Source organism: Xanthobacter sp. BG11Y11_SDJG, assembly GCF_057364445.1.
Map to the genome: position 1 here is coordinate 1 of NZ_JBNFNU010000040.1, position 18,372 is coordinate 18,372.

Annotated in this window: 15 protein-coding genes; 11 read left to right on the forward strand and 4 right to left on the reverse strand. The window is 68.2% G+C overall.

The window, feature by feature from the left end; all coding sequences use genetic code 11:
- Positions 1-488 (reverse strand): SH3 domain-containing protein (locus AC2W7M_RS06185; RefSeq protein ID WP_486130927.1); only part of this gene is annotated, 488 nt, incomplete at its 3' end.
- Positions 489-602: 114 nt separating this feature from the next.
- Complete coding sequence (locus AC2W7M_RS06190; protein WP_486130929.1) at positions 603-2,024, reverse strand: helix-turn-helix domain-containing protein; 1,422 nt, start codon at positions 2,022-2,024, stop codon at positions 603-605.
- Positions 2,025-2,272: 248 nt separating this feature from the next.
- Between AC2W7M_RS06190 and AC2W7M_RS06195 the strand changes: the two genes are divergently transcribed.
- The 11 genes from AC2W7M_RS06195 to AC2W7M_RS06245 all read left to right on the forward strand — a co-directional run bounded on the left by AC2W7M_RS06195 (position 2,273) and on the right by AC2W7M_RS06245 (position 15,986).
- Positions 2,273-3,808 (forward strand): acyl-CoA carboxylase subunit beta, encoded by a 1,536-nt coding sequence (locus tag AC2W7M_RS06195; protein ID WP_486130931.1) that lies wholly within the window; start codon positions 2,273-2,275, stop codon positions 3,806-3,808.
- Between the two features lie 214 nt (positions 3,809-4,022).
- Positions 4,023-6,050 carry an acetyl-CoA carboxylase biotin carboxylase subunit gene (locus AC2W7M_RS06200; RefSeq protein ID WP_486130933.1) on the forward strand — a complete coding sequence of 676 codons (2,028 nt, stop codon included), beginning with the start codon at positions 4,023-4,025 and terminating at the stop codon, positions 6,048-6,050.
- A 244-nt stretch (positions 6,051-6,294) separates the two neighbouring features.
- Complete coding sequence (locus tag AC2W7M_RS06205) at positions 6,295-6,660, forward strand: hypothetical protein (RefSeq protein WP_486130935.1); 366 nt, start codon at positions 6,295-6,297, stop codon at positions 6,658-6,660.
- Positions 6,661-6,662: 2 nt separating this feature from the next.
- A complete protein-coding gene (locus tag AC2W7M_RS06210) occupies positions 6,663-7,889 on the forward strand; it encodes a class I SAM-dependent methyltransferase (protein WP_486130936.1) in 1,227 nt (408 codons plus the stop codon).
- A 226-nt stretch (positions 7,890-8,115) separates the two neighbouring features.
- Positions 8,116-8,901 carry a hypothetical protein gene (locus AC2W7M_RS06215; protein ID WP_486130938.1) on the forward strand — a complete coding sequence of 262 codons (786 nt, stop codon included), beginning with the start codon at positions 8,116-8,118 and terminating at the stop codon, positions 8,899-8,901.
- Positions 8,799-9,947 (forward strand): methylmalonyl-CoA mutase family protein, encoded by a 1,149-nt coding sequence (locus AC2W7M_RS06220; protein WP_486130940.1) that lies wholly within the window; start codon positions 8,799-8,801, stop codon positions 9,945-9,947. Before AC2W7M_RS06215 ends, AC2W7M_RS06220 begins: the two co-directional genes overlap by 103 nt.
- A 19-nt stretch (positions 9,948-9,966) precedes the next feature.
- Positions 9,967-10,359, forward strand: a complete 393-nt coding sequence (locus tag AC2W7M_RS06225; RefSeq protein WP_486130942.1) for a hypothetical protein — start codon at positions 9,967-9,969, stop codon at positions 10,357-10,359.
- Positions 10,360-10,462: 103 nt separating this feature from the next.
- Positions 10,463-12,619, forward strand: a complete 2,157-nt coding sequence (gene scpA / locus AC2W7M_RS06230; protein WP_486130944.1) for a methylmalonyl-CoA mutase — start codon at positions 10,463-10,465, stop codon at positions 12,617-12,619.
- On the forward strand, positions 12,616-13,485 hold the full coding sequence (locus tag AC2W7M_RS06235; protein WP_486130946.1) for an MBL fold metallo-hydrolase: 870 nt from the start codon (positions 12,616-12,618) through the stop codon (positions 13,483-13,485). The genes scpA and AC2W7M_RS06235 overlap by 4 nt, the downstream gene beginning before the upstream one ends.
- Before the next feature lie 223 nt (positions 13,486-13,708).
- Positions 13,709-14,899 (forward strand): rhamnan synthesis F family protein, encoded by a 1,191-nt coding sequence (locus tag AC2W7M_RS06240; RefSeq protein WP_486130948.1) that lies wholly within the window; start codon positions 13,709-13,711, stop codon positions 14,897-14,899.
- A 109-nt stretch (positions 14,900-15,008) separates the two neighbouring features.
- Entirely contained in the window at positions 15,009-15,986 is a 978-nt protein-coding gene (locus AC2W7M_RS06245; RefSeq protein WP_486130950.1) for a DUF4253 domain-containing protein, read from the forward strand.
- A 10-nt stretch (positions 15,987-15,996) separates the two neighbouring features.
- Here the strand turns inward: AC2W7M_RS06245 and AC2W7M_RS06250 are convergent, their stop codons facing one another.
- Both AC2W7M_RS06250 and AC2W7M_RS06255 read right to left on the reverse strand, forming a co-directional pair.
- On the reverse strand, positions 15,997-16,764 hold the full coding sequence (locus AC2W7M_RS06250) for a DsbA family protein (protein WP_486130952.1): 768 nt from the start codon (positions 16,762-16,764) through the stop codon (positions 15,997-15,999).
- Between the two features lie 28 nt (positions 16,765-16,792).
- Positions 16,793-18,238, reverse strand: a complete 1,446-nt coding sequence (locus AC2W7M_RS06255) for a M48 family metalloprotease (RefSeq protein ID WP_486130954.1) — start codon at positions 18,236-18,238, stop codon at positions 16,793-16,795.
- Positions 18,239-18,372 lie beyond the last annotated feature (134 nt).

An 18,372-nucleotide genomic window follows, 5' to 3' on the forward strand; every position in this document is an offset into this window, starting at 1 on the left:
GCATAGCCGGGCCGCCACCAGCCGGGCGGACGCACGCCGGGAGGCGGCACCGGCCAGCCGGGACGCGGCCGCCACACATAATTGTTCCAGCGATAGCGGTCGGCATACCAGGGCAGGCCGACATAATAGCGGTTCCAGTAGTCGTTCACCGCGAACGTCACCACGGGAATGCCCACCGCCGCCAGCGCCACGTCGGGCAGGAGCGAGGTCACCACCTCGTTCTGCTCCTGCTGCTGGAAGCCGAGATATTCCGCGAACACCCAGCCGCGATAGTCGCCCCACAGCACGTCGCACCAGGACTGGTCGTCGAGACAGCCCGCGATCTCGACGGGCGTTCCCTCGGGGATCACGCCGATGCTTTGGAATTCCGTATCCGGCCCGGTCCGCATGTTGACGTTGGCCGTGGTGAACCCCGGCGCCGCCACCGCGATGCTGGAGGCCGCCGCCAACAGGCCGGCGACGAGACCGACCGTGCTCCATATCCTCATGGATTGCTCCCTTCGACTCCGCCCGAGCCGATAAAACGAAGTGTAGCAATCACCTCGTGTCGTTTCCTATGCGCAAGCGCGACTTTTACCGAGCGGGACAATGACCTAATTGCGTCATGAGAACGTGAACGGAACGATGTCGCGCACGTTCTCGTCGATGCGGATGTCGCGGTCGAGGGGCGGGAAGGCGCGCAGGTCGCAGTCGCGGCGCGGGCAGATGCGGCAGGACACGCCGAGCTTCGCCACCGGCGCAGCCTTCAAATCGAGCCCGTCCGCATAGACGATGTCGTGGGCGAACGAGGCCTCGCAGCCGAGCCCCAGCGCATAAGCGCGCGCCGGCTGGCCGTGGCGCGTCGCCGGGATCGAGACCGAGCGCGCGAGGCAGATGTAGCGCACCCCGTCCGGCATCTCGCCCACCTGCACCAGGGTGCGGCCCGCCATCTCGAACGCCTCGTGCACGTTCCAGGCGGCGCAGGCGCCGCCGTGGCGCGCGAACTGGAAGCGCGTCGCCGAATGGCGCTTGGTGATGTTGCCGGCGCGGTCCACCTTGGCGAAATAGAACGGCACCCCCTTCGCGCCCGGACGCTGGAGCGTGGAGAGGCGGTGGAACACCTGCTCCAGGCTCGCGCCGCTGTCGAGCACCAGCCGGTCGAGATCGTGCCGGCGCGCGCGGGCGAGGTCCAGGAAGCGGCGATAGGGCAGCATCAGGGCCCCGGCGAAGTAATTGTAGAGCGCGAGCTTGCAGATCTCCGCCGCGGTCTGGCCGCGGAAGCGCGCCGAGGCGACGGTGGAAGCCACGAGGTCCGCATGCTCCAATTGGGCGATGGTGGCGGCGAGGCGGAAGGCGCGCGAGGCCGGCGCTAGCGTGCCGGAGAGCACCAGCCGGCGGGTCCGGGGATCGAAGCTCGACAAGGGCTCGGCGGGATCGGCGTGGCCGGTCTCCACGCTCACCTCGTGGCGGGCGGCGAGATGGGCGGTGAAGGCCGCCTCGGGCGGCACCCCCTCCAGGATGCCGAGGGTGAGCGCCACGGCCTCGGCGGCGCGGTCGAGGCTGTCCACATAGTTGTCGACGTAGTGGAAATAGTCCCGCACCTCCTCATAGGGCACGAACTTGGTCTCGTCGCCCGGGGCGATGCCGGCGGTCAGCATGTCGTCCAGCGAGGCGCGCCATTCCGCGGTGCGCCGCAGCGCCACGTGCATGCGCAGGAAGGCGTGGGCGAAGGCGGGCGAGAGGTTCGCCACCGCCTTGACGTCCTGCAAGCCGAGGTCGAGGTCGCGGAACAGCGGATCGGCGGCCGCCTCGCGCAGATCGGCCACCAGCCGGTCGAGGTCCTCGGCGCCGAACGAGGTGATGTCCACGTCGAAGGTGCGCGAGATGGCGATCAGCACCGAGGCGGTGAGCGGGCGCTGGTTGCTCTCGATCTGGTTGATGTAGGAGGGCGAGACCACCAGCCGCTGGGCCAGCTCGCTCTGCTTAAGGCCGAGCTTCTCTCTGAGGCGCCGGACCGCATGGCCGGCATACACCTTCTGACGCATCACCGTCCCCTTGGATCGCCTGAGGCGCGACCGGCGCCTTCCGCTGGGTGAGGCCTGTCAACGCTCAGATGCGCCAGCTTTGTAAATTATTCGCAATTAACATCACAAAACTTTTACATATTCAAGATGATCGCGCTTCTGATAGCCACGACGGGAACCGCCCTTTCCGGCCGAGCTGCAATGCAGCATCATCGCGCCGTGACGGGCGGCTACAAATTCGCGATCGCGATCGCGCAAGGAGTGGCGTCATGAAGGAAGTGCTCGAAGAGCTCGACAGCCGCCGCGCCGTGGCCCATCTCGGCGGCGGCGAGGCGCGCATTGCCGCGCAGCACCAGCGCGGCAAGCTCACGGCGCGCGAGCGCATCGACCTCCTGCTCGACCGCGGCACGTTCGAGGAATACGACACCTTCGTCCAGCACCGCTGCGTCGACTTCGGCATGGCCGAGCAGAAGAAGATCCCCGGCGACGGGGTCGTCACCGGCTGGGGCACGATCAACGGGCGCAAGGTGTTCGTCTTCGCCAAGGACTTCACGGTGTTCGGTGGCTCGCTGTCCGAGGAGCACGCGCGCAAGATCACCAAGATCCAGGACATGGCGCTGAAGACCCGCGCGCCCATCATCGGCCTGTTCGACGCCGGTGGCGCCCGCATCCAGGAGGGGGTCGCGGCGCTCGGCGGCTATGGCGAGGTGTTCAAGCGCAACGTCGCCTCTTCGGGCGTGATCCCGCAGATCTCGCTCATCATGGGCCCGTGCGCCGGCGGCGACGTCTATTCCCCGGCCATGACCGACTTCGTCTTCATGGTGCGCGACACCTCCTACATGTTCGTCACCGGCCCGGAAGTGGTGAAGACGGTGACCAACGAGACCGTCACCTCCGAGGAACTGGGCGGCGCCAAGGTGCACACCTCGAAGTCCTCGGTGGCCGACGGCGCCTATGACAACGACGTGGAGATGCTGCTGGAGACGCGGCGTCTCGTCGACTTCCTGCCCTCGAACAATTTCGAGGGCGTGCCGGAATGGCCGTCCTTCGACGATCCGGGCCGGCACGATGAGAGCCTCGACACGCTGATCCCCGACAATCCGAACAAGCCCTACGACATGAAGGAGTTGATCCTGAAGGTCGTGGACGAGGGCGACTTCTTCGAGATCCAGGCGGCCTACGCCAAGAACATCGTCACCGGCTTCGGCCGCATCGAGGGCCGCACGGTGGGCTTCGTCGCCAACCAGCCCATGGTGATGGCGGGCGTGCTGGACAGCGACGCCTCCCGCAAGGCGGCGCGCTTCGTGCGCTTCTGCGACGCCTTCGAGATCCCGATCGTGACCTTCGTGGACGTGCCCGGCTTCCTGCCCGGCACGGCGCAGGAATATGGCGGCCTCATCAAGCACGGCGCCAAGCTGCTCTTCGCCTATTCGCAGGCGACCGTGCCGCTGGTCACCGTCATCACCCGCAAGGCCTTCGGCGGCGCCTATGACGTGATGGCCTCCAAGCATGTGGGCGCCGACGTGAACTATGCCTGGCCCACCGCCCAGATCGCGGTGATGGGCGCCAAGGGCGCGGTGGAGATCATCTTCCGCCAGGACATGAACGACCCCGCCAAGATCGCCGCGCACACGAAGAGCTACGAGGAGCGCTTCCTCTCGCCCTTCGTCGCGGCCGAGCGCGGCTATATCGACGAAGTCATCATGCCCCACTCCACCCGCCGCCGCCTCGCCCGCGCCCTCGCCATGCTGCGAACGAAGAAGCTCGAGCAGCCGCACCGCAAGCACGACAACATGCCGGTGTGAGGGCGGGCCAAGCGAAGCTCGCTGCGTGAAGCCGCCGCGCGATTGTGAACCTCCGTCATCCCCCGGCTTGTCCGGGGGATCCACTCCGCCCCCGAACCCGCGGATGGGTGGATGCCCCGGACAAGCCGGGGCATGACGGCACAGGAACGAAAGCGCCGCGCCGACGAACCCGATCCAAGATTACGCGCGCCGCTGGCGCAAAGGAACGAACGCCATGTTCACCAAGATCCTGATCGCGAACCGGGGTGAGATCGCCTGCCGCGTCATCAAGACGGCGCGCAAGATGGGCATCAAGACGGTGGCCGTCTATTCCGAGGCCGACAAGGACGCGCTCCATGTGGAGATGGCGGACGAGGCGGTCTATATCGGCCCGCCCCAGGCCGCGCAGTCCTATCTGATCGCCGAGAAGATCGTCGAAGCCTGCCTGAAGACCGGCGCCGAGGCGGTGCATCCCGGCTACGGCTTCCTCTCCGAGCGCGCCTCGTTCCCGAAGCTCCTCGCCGAGCACGGCATCGTCTTCATCGGCCCGAACCCGCACGCCATCGAGGCCATGGGCGACAAGATCGAGTCCAAGAAGGCGGCGGCGGCGGCCAACGTCTCCACCGTGCCCGGCTATCTCGGCGAGATCGCCTCGGGCGAGGAGGCGGCGAAGATCGCCGACGAGATCGGCTATCCGGTGATGATCAAGGCCTCCGCCGGCGGCGGCGGCAAGGGCATGCGCATCGCCTACAGCCGTGACGAGGTGCAGGACGGCTTCGACCGCGCCCGCTCGGAGGCGAAATCCTCGTTCGGCGACGACCGCGTGTTCGTGGAGAAGTTCATCGTCGACCCGCGCCACATCGAGATCCAGGTGCTGGGCGACAAGCACGGCAACGTCATCTATCTGGGCGAGCGCGAGTGCTCCATCCAGCGCCGCAACCAGAAGGTGGTGGAGGAGGCCCCCTCCCCCCTGCTCGACGAGGCCACCCGCAAGAAGATGGGCGAGCAGGCGGTCGCCCTCGCCAAGGCGGTGGGCTACGACAGCGCCGGCACGGTGGAGTTCGTCGCCGGCCAGGACAAGAGCTTCTTCTTCCTGGAGATGAACACCCGCCTCCAGGTGGAGCATCCGGTCACCGAGCTGATCACCGGCATCGATCTCGTGGAGCAGATGATCCGCGTCGCCGCCGGCGAGAAGCTGACCATCACGCAGGACGACGTGAAGCTCTCCGGCTGGGCAGTCGAAAGCCGCATCTATGCGGAAGACCCCTACCGCAACTTCCTGCCCTCCACCGGGCGCCTGGTGCGCTACCGCCCGCCCAAGGAGGGCAAGATCGGCCCCATCACCGTGCGCAACGACACCGGCGTCTATGAGGGCGGGGAAATCTCCATCTTCTACGACCCGATGATCGCCAAGCTCGTCACCCACGCCCCCAGCCGCGCCATGGCCATCGAGGCGCAGGCGGACGCGCTCGACGCCTTCGGCATCGACGGCATCGGCCACAACATCCCGTTCCTCTCGGCGCTGATGGCGCATCCGCGCTGGCAGGAGGGCCGCCTCTCCACCGGCTTCATCGCCGAGGAATATCCCGAGGGCTTCCAGGCCCGCGCGCCGGAAGGCGAGCTGGTGCACGCTTTGTCGGCGGTGGCGGCGGTGATCGACCACATCCAGAACGCCCGCAAGCGCAAGATCACCGGCCAGACCTCCGGCATCACCTGGAACATCGCCAAGCGGCGCATCGTCAACCTCACCGCGGGCGACGAGATCATCTCCACGCCGTGCGAGGTGGTGCCGGTGGACGGCGGCTTCCGGGTGCAGATGTTCGAGGCCGACGGCTCGCTCGGCCACGCGCATCTCCTGCGCTCCGCCTGGAAGCCGGGGGAGCCGGTGTGGACCGGCACCATCGATGCCGACCAGGTGGCGATGCAGGTGCGCCCCATCACCAACGGCGTGGCGCTGGCCCATCGCGGCGTCGCCACCCTGGCGCGCACCTACACCGAGCGCTCGGCGGCGCTCGCCGCGCTCATGCCCAGGAAGGAGAATGCCGGCGGCGGCAAGGAACTGCTCTGCCCCATGCCGGGCCTCGTGGTGTCCATCGCCGTGACCGCCGGCCAGGCGGTGAAGAGCGGCGACGTGCTCGCCATCGTCGAGGCCATGAAGATGGAGAACGTGCTGCGTGCCGAGCGCGACGGCGTGGTGAAGACGCTCCACGCCAAGCCCGGCGACAGCCTCGCGGTGGACGCGGTGATCATGGAATTCGCGTGATGCATACGGCGCGGACTGTTCCTTCTGCCTTCGAAGCGCTACGCAGAGAGGGCAGAAGCCGCGCCGCATTTTGCACGCGGGGGGGGGAGCAAAGCATGATGCAGCGCCTCAGATTAACTCGGACAAGCTATGCCCTGATCGTCGTGGCCTATGTGATTTTTCCGCCGCCTCGTTCTGGTTCGCTGAAGAATTTGCGCGTCTACCTTTCGCAAAAAATATAAACACAGCGATCAGCGTAGTATTCATGATCTTTTCGGCAGCTCGGCTACAAGATGCGGGCTTCCGATACTGGCGTAGTTTTTTATTAATTGTATTTATTCTCTTTGTTGTACCAACCGCGTCGCTGTTTTCCTATATGGTTTTCTCAGATTTTAACCGCCAATCATTGGACGATCAGTACCAAGTTCTCGGGATCATGGTGCTTGCCGGCATTTCACTTCAGATGCTCGTCGCCGGCTTCTGCCTGCTGTTCCCCTCCGTGTCGCCGGTGGGGAATGACAAACGCTCCACCCTGCCGTCGCCAGGCAAAGCACCTCCGGAGGACGATAACCTGAATTGGAAGCCACCGGGATCCAGGCCCCCGCCCGCGCGACAAGACCCGAGGATCTGACCATGCGTCTTCTCTCCAACCTCCTGAAGCGCTTCGTGGAGAAGGGCCAGCTCACGGTCATCGACGCGGGAGGCCAGCGCCACGTGTTCGGCTCGGGGGTGGACGGGCCGTCCGTCACCGTCCGCATGCACGACAGGAAGCTGGAGAAGGAGCTGTTCTTCAATCCCGAATTGGTGGCAGCCGAAGCCTATATGGACGGGCGGCTCACCTTCGAGGACGGCGCCGGCGCGTTCGAGCTGCTCCATCTGTTCTCGGTGAACCGCAAGGGCCTTGCCGCCCATCCGGTGCAGCAGGCGCTGCGCCGGGCGTGGCGCGCGGTGCGCCGGTTCCAGCAGGCAAATCCGGTGGGCAAGGCGAAGGAGAACGTCTCCTCCCACTACGACCACCCGGCCGCCTTCTACCGGCTGTGGCTGGACGAGACCATGGCCTATTCCTGCGCCTATTTCACCGATCCGGATCAGCCGCTGGTGGACGCGCAGCGCAACAAGTTCCGCCACATCGCCGCCAAGCTGAAGATCACGCCCGGCATGACGGTGGCCGAGATCGGCTCCGGCTGGGGCGGGCTTGCCATCTATCTCGCCAAGTGCGGCGCCCATGTCACCGCCATCAACGTCTCGCCCGAGCAGCTCGCCGAGAGCCGGCGCATCGCCCAGGCGGCGGGAGTCGCGGACCGGATCGACTTCAAGGAGATCGACTACCGCCATCTTCAGGGCAAGTTCGACCGCGTGGTCTCCATCGGCATGATGGAGCATGTGGGCGTCTCGCACTTCGACGACTATTTCACCACCGTGCGCAACCTGCTGGCGCCCGGCGGCTATGCCATGATCCACGCCATCGGCCGCATGTCGCCGCCCGGCACCACCGGGCCGTTCATCCGCAAATACATCTTCCCCGGCGGTTATGTGCCGGCGCTGTCCGAGGTGTTCGCCTCCACCGAGCGCGTCGGGCTGTGGGTGGACGACTGCGAGATCCTGCGCCTGCACTATTACTGGACCATCCGCGCCTGGCGGCGGAACTTCATGGCGAAGCGCGCAGAGGTGGACGCCATGATGGGCGAGCGCTTCGGCCGCATGTGGGAATTCTACCTCGCGGCCGTGGAGCTGGGCTTCCTGCACGGCTCCAACATGGTGTTCCAGCTCCTGCTCTCGCAGCAGCGCGACGACGTGCCGGTGATCCGTGACTTCATCGTCGACGAGGAGCGCGCGCTGCTCGCGCGCGAGCACCTGTGACGGGCGCGGCGGCCCCCGTGCCCCGGACCAGCGACGACGCAGCCGGAGCGCAGAGCCGGGGTCCAGCGCAGGACTCCCGCGCAGCGGGCACGATCGACCGGCGTCACGATTATCGCCGCCTTCGGCCCAGTCTTGCGCTGGGTACCGGCTCTCCTTCCACTGTGCTGCACTGCGTTGCAGTCGGCCGGAACGCGCGCGCCAACCTTCTCCGTTCGGGGACACTGACATGACCGCCCTGCCCTTCGCCACAGACCTGCCCGCCGCCACCCGCGAGGACTGGCTGAAGCTGGTGGAAGGCGTGCTGAAGGGCGCGCCCTATGACCGGCGCCTCGTGACCCGCACCTATGAGGGCCTCGCCCTCGACGCGCTGCCGCCCCGCAAGCCCCACGCCCCGGTGGTGGCCGGCCGCCGGCCGGGCGGCCGGTCGGATGCGTCGTCCATGCGCGTCGACCAGAGCGGCCTCTCCGATGCCAACGCCCAGGCGCTAGAGGACCTCGACGGCGGCGCCTCGGGCCTGACGCTGGTCTACCAGTCCTCGCCCCATGCCCACGGCTTCGGCCTGCCGGACGGCGCCGACCTTTCCGTGGTGCTGAAGGACGTGCTGGCCGACCTGATCGAGACCCGGATCGAGAGCGGCGCCTTCACCGGGCGCGAGGATGCCCTCGCCTTCGCCGACTTCGCCGAAGCGCGCGGCTTCGATCCCGCGGGGCTCGCCGTGTCGTTCGGCCTCGATCCGCTCGGAGACTTCGCCGCCAAGGGCACGCTGCCCATGGCCTGGCCGCTGCTCGCCAAGCGCTTCGCCGAGACCGCCGCCATCCTCAAGGCGCGCGGCTTCGCCGGCCCGTTCGCGCGGCGGACGGGGCGCTCTACCACGCTGCCGGCGCCTCGGACGCGCAGGAGCTGGCCGCCGTGCTCGCCACCCTGGTGGCGTATCTCAAGGCCTTCGCCGAGGCGGACGTGCCGCTCGATGAGGCCGCCGCGCGCCTGGAGGCGGCGCTGGTGGCGGACGTGAACCAGACCGCCACCGTCGCCAAGTTCCGCGCCATCCGCCTCTTGTGGGCCGCCGCGCTGCGCGAATGCGGGCTCACGGCCACACCGCTCAAGCTGCACGCCACCACCTCCTGGCGCTCCATGACCCGGCGCGACCCTTACGTGAACCTGCTGCGCAGCACGGTCGCGGCGTTCGCGGCCGGCGTCGGCGGGGCGGACAGCGTCACCGTGCTGCCCTTCACCCAGGCGCTCGGCCTGCCCGACGCCTTCGCCCGCCGCCTCGCCCGCAACACCCAGGTGATGCTGCTGGAAGAGAGCAACGTCCACCGCGTCGCCGATCCCGCAGCCGGCGGCCGCGCAATGGAGGCGCACACGGACGGCCTCGCAGCCGCAGCGTGGGACCTGTTCCGCACCATCGAGAAGCGCGGCGGCATGGCCGACGTGCTGGAGGACCGCTGGCTGAAGGCCGAGATCGCCGAGGTGAAGGCGCGCCGCGACACGGATGTGGCGACCCGCAAAGCGCCCATCACCGGCACCTCGGAATTCCCCATCCTCGCGCAGGAGATGCCCGAGGTGCTGGCGCCGCTGTCGCCGGTGCCTGCCCCGGTGGCGGACGGCGCGCTCGCGCCTTCGCGCATCGCCGAAGCCTTCGAGGCGCTGCGCGACAAGGCCGAGGCCGCGCCGACGCCGCCGGCGGTGTTCCTCGCCACCCTCGGCCCGGTCTCCGCCTTCACCGCGCGGGCGACCTTCGCCAAGAATTTCTTCGAGGCCGGCGGCCTGAAAGCGGCGGTGCCGGACGGCTTTGCGGATTTCGACGCGCTCATCGCCGCCTTCAAGGCTTCCGGCACGCCCTTTGCCTGCCTCGTCTCGTCCGACGAGGCCTATGGCGCTGAAGGAGCGGCGGCCGCCCGGGCGCTGAAGGCGGCGGGCGCATCCGCGGTCTGGCTCGCGGGCAAGCCGGCCGACCTCGTGGCGGAGCTGGAGGCGGCGGGCGTCAGCGGCTTCGTCTTCGCCGGCTGCGACGCGCTGGAGACGCTGAAGCGGGCGCAGGCGGCGGCGGGGGTGTGAGATGGCGGGGAAACGGGCGATGGGCGGCACGACGAAGGGGGTGCACAAGCTCGGGCTTTCGGCCGCCGGCCTTGCGCTGGCGGCGCTTCTTGCAGCCCCGGGCGCGGCCCTCGCCGACAACGCCATGCGCTTCGACGGCACCTGGAGCGTGCGCACCTCCGCCGAGACGGGAAGCTGCGGCAAGAATTACGACTTCAAGCTGAACGTGAAGGGTGGCAAAGTCACCTATGCGGGATACTGGCCGGTGAATGCCGCAGGCGGCATCAGCAAGGTCGGCATCGTCAAGATGACGCTCTCGCACAATGGCGGGAAGGTGGTGGCCACCGGCCTCGCCGAAGGCGACCAGGCTTCGGGCGACTGGTCCTCGCCCGAACCGAACTGCTCGGGGTCCTGGTTCGCCAAAAGGGCGTGAGGCGGACGGGCGTGAGCGGACCGGCGCGAGGCCGATCCGCAAGGTTGAGGCGCCGGAGGGCGCCATCTGCGCGCAGGCGCAGCCGATGTCGAGGGAACAGAAGATGAGCCGGATTCCCAACTTCGCCGAGATCGACTGGCGCGCGCCGGAGACCGCCGCGCCGTCCGCGGCCGCGCCCGCCTGGATGACGCCCGAGGGCATTCCGGTGAAGCCGCTCTACGGCCCGGCCGACATCGAGGGCCTCTCCTTCATCGACACCTGGCCCGGCCTCGCCCCGTTCCTGCGCGGGCCGTACGCGGCCATGTACGCCACCCAGCCCTGGACCATCCGGCAATATGCCGGCTTCTCCACGGCGGAGGACAGCAACGCCTTCTACCGGCGCAACCTCGCCGCCGGCCAGAAGGGCCTGTCGGTGGCCTTCGACCTCGCCACCCACCGCGGCTATGACAGTGACCACCCGCGCGTCGCCGGCGACGTGGGCATGGCGGGCGTCGCCATCGACAGCATCTACGACATGCGCACCTTGTTCTCCGGCATCCCGCTGGACCAGATGAGCGTGTCCATGACCATGAACGGCGCGGTGCTGCCGATCCTGGCGCTGTTCGTGGTGGCGGCGGAGGAGCAGGGCGTGCCCGCCTCCAAGCTCTCCGGCACGATCCAGAACGACATCCTCAAAGAATTCATGGTGCGGAACACCTATATCTATCCGCCCGCCCCCTCCATGCGCATCATCTCGGACATCTTCGCCTTCACCTCGAAGGAGATGCCGCGCTTCAACTCCATCTCCATCTCCGGCTACCACATGCAGGAGGCGGGGGCGACGCAGGACCTGGAGCTCGCTTATACCCTGGCGGACGGCGTCGAATACGGCCGCGCCGGCGCGGCGGCTGGCCTGCCCATCGACGTGTTCGCGCCGCGTTTGTCCTTCTTCTGGGCCATCGGCATGAACTTCTTCATGGAGGTGGCGAAGCTGCGCGCCGCCCGCCTCCTGTGGACCCGCCTGATGACCGATCTCGGGGCGAAGAACCCCAAGTCTTTGCCGCTACGCACCCATTGCCAGACCTCCGGCTGGTCGCTGACCGCGCAGGACGTGTTCAACAACGTGATGCGCACCGCCATCGAGGCCATGGCGGCGACGCAGGGACAGACCCAGTCGCTGCACACCAACGCGCTCGACGAGGCGCTGGCGCTGCCCACGGACTTCTCGGCCCGCATCGCCCGCAACACCCAGATCCTGCTGCAGCAGGAGAGCGGCACCACGCGCCAGATCGACCTGTGGGGCGGCTCCTATTTCGTCGAGAAGCTCACGGCGGACCTCGCCGCCAAGGCGTGGGCGCATATCCAGGAGGTGGAGGCGCTGGGCGGCATGGCGAAGGCCATCGAGGCCGGCATCCCCAAGCTGCGCATCGAGGAGGCCGCCGCCACCACCCAGGCCCGCATCGACGGCGGGGCGCAGACGGTGGTGGGCGTCAACAAGTTCAAGCCGCTCAAGGACCGGCTGATCGACGTGCTGAAGGTGGAGAACGCCACCGTGCGCGCCGCGCAGATCGACAAGCTCAACCGCCTCAAGGCGGAGCGCAGCCCGGCCGAGGTGGCGGCGAAGCTGGAGGCGCTCACCAACGGCGCCGCCGGCAACGGCAACCTCCTCGCGCTCGCCATCGACGCGGCCCGCGCCAAGGCGACCGTGGGCGAGATTTCCGACGCGCTCGAGAAGGTCTTCGGCCGCCACCGCGCCGAAATCCGCGCCATCTCCGGCGTCTACAAGCGGGAGGCTTCCGCCATGACCGACAAGGTGGGCAAGGTGCAGAAGCTGGTGGAGGCATTCGAGCACGCCGAGGGCCGCCGCCCGCGCATCCTGGTCGCCAAGGTGGGCCAGGACGGCCACGACCGCGGCCAGAAGGTGATCGCCTCCGCCTTCGCCGATCTCGGCTTCGACGTGGACATCGGCCCTCTCTTCGCCACCCCGGAGGAAGCCGCCCGGCAGGCGGTGGAGAACGACGTCCACGTGGTGGGCATCTCCTCGCTCGCCGCCGGCCATCTCACTCTCGTGCCGGCGCTGAAGAAGGCGCTGGAGGCGGAAGGGCGCGGCGACATCATGGTGGTGGTGGGCGGCGTCGTGCCGCCGCAGGACTATGACGCGCTGAAGGCCTTCGGCGCCGAGGCCATCTTCCCGCCCGGCACGGTGATCGCCGACGCGGCGAAGGAACTGCTGCACACCCTCTCCCACCGGCTCGGGCACAGCCTCGAAGCGGCGGAGTGAGCGCAGCACCAGCGATGGCCCCCGGCTCCACCCTGCGCGTGCTGGAGCCGGCGCCCGGCGTGCTGGCCTTCTATGACGGCCGCATCCCCGGAATGCGGCTGCATGGGCTTGAGGAGAACTGGCTGGACGATGGCGCCTTCGCCCTCGGCATCGCCTCCTATGCGGTGGTCGATGGCGAAGAGGCCATGGTCTACGACACCCACATCACCCTCGCCCATGCCCGCCGCATCCGGCAGGCGCTGGAGGAGCGCGGCGCCCGCCGCATCCGCGTGGTGCTGAGCCACTGGCACGACGACCATGTGGCCGGCAACGAAGTGTTCGCCGATTGCGAGATCATCGCCAACCGCGAGACCGACGCCCTGCTGCGCGCCAACCGCAAGCGGCTCGAAGGCGGCGACCCGCCGATCCGTCCCCTGGTGCTGCCGAACCGGCTGTTCGAGGACCGCCTGTCGCTGACGGTCGGCACCCTCCCCGTCGAGCTGATCCAGATGGACATCCACAGCCGCGACGGCACCGTGGCGCTGCTGCCAGGCGGGCTGCTGCTGGCCGGCGACACGCTGGAGGATCCCATCACCTATGTGGACGAGCCCGAGCGCCTGGACGCGCACCTCGAAGGGCTGAAGCGCCTCGCCGCCCTTGGCGCCGCGCGCATCCTGCCGAACCACGGCGCGCCGGACACGATCGCGGCGGGCGGCTATCCGCCGGCGCTGATCGACGCCACCATCCTCTATGTGGAGCGCCTGCTGCGCCTGCGGCGCGCGCCGGAACTGGCCGCGCTCGACCTGACCGCCTTCGCCGCGCGGCCTTCGCCACCGGCGCGATCCGCCCTTTCCCGCCCTACGAGGCGGTGCACCGGCGCAACGTAGCGGCGGTGCTGGCGGCCGGTTGAGCGAGCGGCGGCGCCGGGGCGGGGTGCAATTCGGCCCGGGACACGCCCCACCGGGGGCCAACCCTTGCTTTTCACTGCCCGGATACCTATGGATATGCCGCATTGAATGGATCGGCACTGCCGGGATCATGCAGCTGGAACTATACAGCTGGAGCTATACAGCGCATCCTGGGGGGCCGTGCGGCGGGCGGCGGAACTGAATGAAGATCAAACTGGACCGCCCGCGCCTCACCTGGTACGTGGCGACGAAAAAGCTGTCGCAACTGCCGAAAGTATTGAAGGAGCGCACACCGCGGATCCTCTCCGACGAGGTGTGCCGTCCGGCCGAGGGCGACGTCTTCGCGATCGTCGTGAAATATGTGAAGTTCGGCCTGAGCGATGACTTCCTCGCGCTGCTGGACAGCCTTGCCGCCGCCTCGGTGAATGCCATCGTGGTGTGCAACGGCGAGCCGGACGCGCAGATGAACGCGCTGCTCGCGGCCAAGGCGCACCGCATCATCGTCCGCCGCAATATCGGCCGCGACTTCGGCGCCTATCGTGCCGCGACGCTGCACCTCGCCGCCCAGGGCTTCAAGCCGTCACGCGTCATCTACCTGAACGACAGCGTCTATTTCCTTGCCGGTCCGGCGCTCGACGACTTCACGCGCCGGCTGGCCGCGAGCAGCTACGACGTGGTGGGGGCGCTGGAGAACCACGCCCACAGCCACCATCTCGGCTCCTACGCGCTGTCGCTCTCGGGGCAGGCGTTCGCGGACCGCAAGGTCATGCGCTTCTGGCAGCGCTACCGGCCGTACGACCTGCGGCCCTACGTCATCAAGAAGGGCGAGCTTCGGCTGAGCAACACGCTGCGGCGCTGCGGCTACCGCTTCGACACGCTCTATGGCGCCGAGAAGCTGGCGGACCGCCTCGCCGCCATGAGCGTCGCCGAGATCGTCGACCACATGCGCTATCTGCCGCGCCACTTCCAGGTCACCGGCATGGTTCCGGCGCTGGGATCGGCCGCCGCGCTGGCGAGCCTGTTCACGGATGGCGAGGATGACGGCGGGTCGGACACGCGCACGCCTCCCGCGCCCCGGCTGCCGCTCGGCGCCGACGCGCGGCCCGAGGCCGCCCTGGTGAAGGCGACGCTGATCGACGCCATCATGCGCGCCGTCTCCACCCACAGCCAGATCCACGAGGGGTTCGGGCTGTTCCACCGGCTGCTCGACTGCCCGCTGGTGAAGAAGGACCTGCTCCAGCGCGACATCTTCACCGAGCACCAGATGGTGGCGATCCTCGACGGCCTGCCGAAGGACGAGCGCGCGACGGTGCTGCGCGAGCTCATCAACCGGGGCCGGCCGACCTTTGTCCGGGGGAAGGCGCGCTTCCTGATGGACCACGGCCTGATCTGAGGCCCGGCGGGTAGGAGAAGAGGTCGATCCGTGCCTCCCAAACCCATCGGTTTCTGCACTGCGGTGCGCCAGCATGTGCTTATCTTGAGCAGGATGCTGGAGAAATGAAATGTGGTCTTGGATCAAAGGCCTGTATCGGCAGCATTACGGCCTGCGGCATAAGCGGCATGTCCCGGGCGACCTCGCGCGAGAGGAGGAAGCGCACTGGCGACGACTGACCGCAGAATGGCCTTTTCCGCTCCGCCTGGTGTCTGGCTCAGAGGCAACGACCGCGTGGTATGAAGAGGCGGAGATCGGCTCGCGAGAAGGCTTTTCGCCGATTCTGATCACGCCGCAGACGTGGCAGATCCCAGCAGACTCGGTAGATCTCGCCGCTGCGGACATCGCGCCGCCGGACACCATCGTAGACACCTATGTGCGCCAGCTGATCTACGATTTTTCAGACGGCAGGGACGCTCTGCCCCCCTTCGACGAAGCCTCTCCACAACAGGTTGCGGCCGCGCTGGCAAAGTCGGAAGAATACACTCAAGGTGGCGCCTACGCGTTCGGAAAGGAATTCTTCAAAGACATCGAGGAACGGCCGACGGGTGTACCGGAGCCCGAGTCGGATGCGCAGCCATTCGGCAACGTGCGTTCGTTCTTCCACGATGGTCCCCACCCCCAGGTCGCCATCACCCGCCTGCCCACGCCGGAAAGCTGGCGGGCGCCGCTGCTGCTCGGTTTCGGCGGCTGGAATGCCTGTCCTGAGCCAGCCGTCATGGCGGCCTTTGCCCGACGCTGGAAGGAGCTTTATGGGGCGGACATTGCATCGGTCACACACGACACGCTGGAATTCGTAGTGGAGCGACCGCCCGCCACCTTCGAGGAAGCAACGCAACTGGCGAAGGAGCAATTCATCGTCGGCAATGAATTCAATGACATGGACATGAGCGACTATATCGCGTCGCTGCGCACCATGCGCCGCTGGTTTTCTGGTGGGATTGAAGGCCCTCGCAACGGCCGTTCAACCCTCGCGGCCGCAGGTCTGGCGCCGCGCAGGAACCGGCCTGCGCGGCTGACCGACGGCGCCCTGAGGCGCCGACAGTGACCATCCCCTCCTACTTCCCCGCCTTCGCCTGCTGGCGCGCCTGGGCCACCGCGGCCTTCAACACGTCCACGCCCTGGGCGCCCATCACCACCTGCTCGCCGATCACGTAGAAGGGCGTGCCGCTCTGGCCCAGCGCCTGGGCGAGCTTCATGCTCTCGTCCAAGGTGGCGTTCAGCTCGGGCGAGGAGGCCTGCTTCTCCAGCGCCGCCACGTCGATGCCCGCCTGCTTGGCGGCGGCGAAGGCCTTGGCGCGGTCCGCCTGGCCGCGCATGCCCATGAGCGCCTGGTGGAACGCCATGTACTTCTCCGGCGCCACCATGCGCACCGCGACCGCCACCTGGGCGGCCTCGACCGAGCCCTGGCCCAGCACCGGGAACTCGCGCAGCACCACGCGCAGGTTCGGGTCCGCCTTCACCAGTTCCTGGAGGTCGGCAAGCGCGCGCTTGCAGTAGCCGCAATTGTAGTCGAAGAACTCGACCAGGGTGACGTCGCCCTTGGGGTTCGCCACCACCACGCCGCGCTGGCCGTCGACCAGCACCGACCTCAGCTCCTTCACGGCCTTGGCGGCCTGCTCGGCCTGTGCGGCCTGGTTGCGGGCCTCCAGCACCGAGACCACCTCCTCCAGCACCTCGGGGTGCTTGAGCAGGTATTCGCGCACGATGGTGCCGATCTCGGTCTTCTCCGCATCGGTGAAGGCGCGCGCGGGCGAAACGAGGACGCACGCGGTGGCCGCGACCAGCACGGCGTTGCGGCAAAGACGGCCCAGGCGGGCAAGCATGACACTCTCCATCGGCTTGAGATAAGGGTTATCGGTTGTTCTGCGCCGATTTCGGCGGTTTGAAGTTGACGAGGTCGTCGGCCTTGAGCCAGCCCGGCGTGCCGGGCGGGAAGCGCTGGCGCGCGCGGGCGGCGATCTCGCGGCCGATCTTGAAGTCGCCCGAGGCGAAATAGCCGTGGGCCGCGGCGAGGTCGGCATTGGCGACGTCGCCCTTGCGGCCATAGGCCATGGCGAGCGAGCGCCAGGCGCCGGCCGAGTTCGGATCGCGCTGGGTGGCGAGAATCAGTTCGCGCAGCGCCTCGTCGTTGTAAGCGGGGTTGCCCGACTGCACCAGCGCCTGGCCGAGCATGGCGCGGATCAGCGGCGCGCCATTGGTCATCGCCACCGCCTTGCGCAGCGGCGCGATCGATTCCGGCGCCCGGGCGCTCTCCAGCAGCGCCTGGCCCTTCAGCTCGTAGAAATAAGGGTTGTTCGGCTGGCGGGCGATCAGGGCGTCGATCTGGGCGATGGCGCCGTTCACATTGCCGTAGCGATAGGCCGAGATGGCGCGGGCGTATTGCGCGGGCAGCGAGGTATCCGAGAGCGGATACTTCCGCGCCACCGCGTCCGGACGCTCCATGAAGCCCACCAGCTTGGCGCGCATCATGTCGTGCCGCTCCTGCAGCGCGGGCGGGTCCTTGGCGTTGTAATAGGGGCTCGCCTTGGCGAGCGTTTCCAGCGCGGCGATGCGCTCGCGCGCCATCGGGTGGCTCAGCAGATAGGGGTCGATGCGCTGGCTCAGGAACAATTGGTCGTCCTGGAAGCGCTGGAAGGTCTCGATCATGCCGCGCGCCGACTGCTGCGTGGCGTTGAGGTAGGACACGGCGGAGCGGTCGGCCGCCTGCTCCTCGCCGCGCTGATAGGTCAGCAGGGATCGGCGGATCATCTCCTGCGGCGCGGTCATGCCGGCCGCGGCGATGCTGCCCATGTCGCGCCCGCCCACGCCTGCGGCCGCGCCCGCGGCAACGCCGGCGCCCGCCAGCAGCATGGCGACGATGGCCATGGTCTGCGCCCCGGCGATCTGCTCGCGCATGCGGGCGAGATGACCGCCGGCGATGTGGCCGGCCTCGTGCGCCAGCACGCCGATGATCTGGTTCGGCGTCTTGGAATCCATCAGCGCGCCGGTATTGACGAAGATGCGCTTGCCGTCCGCCACGAAGGCGTTGAACGCGCGGTCGGAGATCAGCACCACTTCGACATTCTGCTGCGCCAGGCCCGCCGCCTTGAGGACCGGGCGGGTATAATCGCGCATCAGCGCCTCGATCTCCGTGTCGCGGATGGTCGGCGGCCCCTTCGGCTGCGCGGGGCCGGACTGCGCCGCCGCCTCATGCAGCGGCAGCGCCGCGAGGGAAGCCGCGCACACGAGGCGGGCGAAGGCGTGCAAGCGGGTGCGCGCCGCGCCGGTGGCAGAAGAAGAAGTGCGCAGGCCGATCATGGAAGCGTGCTTCGTCCGTTCCGTTTCCGCCCCGAGGCCGGAGCTTTCTGGGTGTTCCGCCGCCGCGCCGGAGCGCCGCAGACGTGCGCGCGGGGCATGGGGGGCGGGCGGAGTGCCGACGCCTGCGGCGAGCG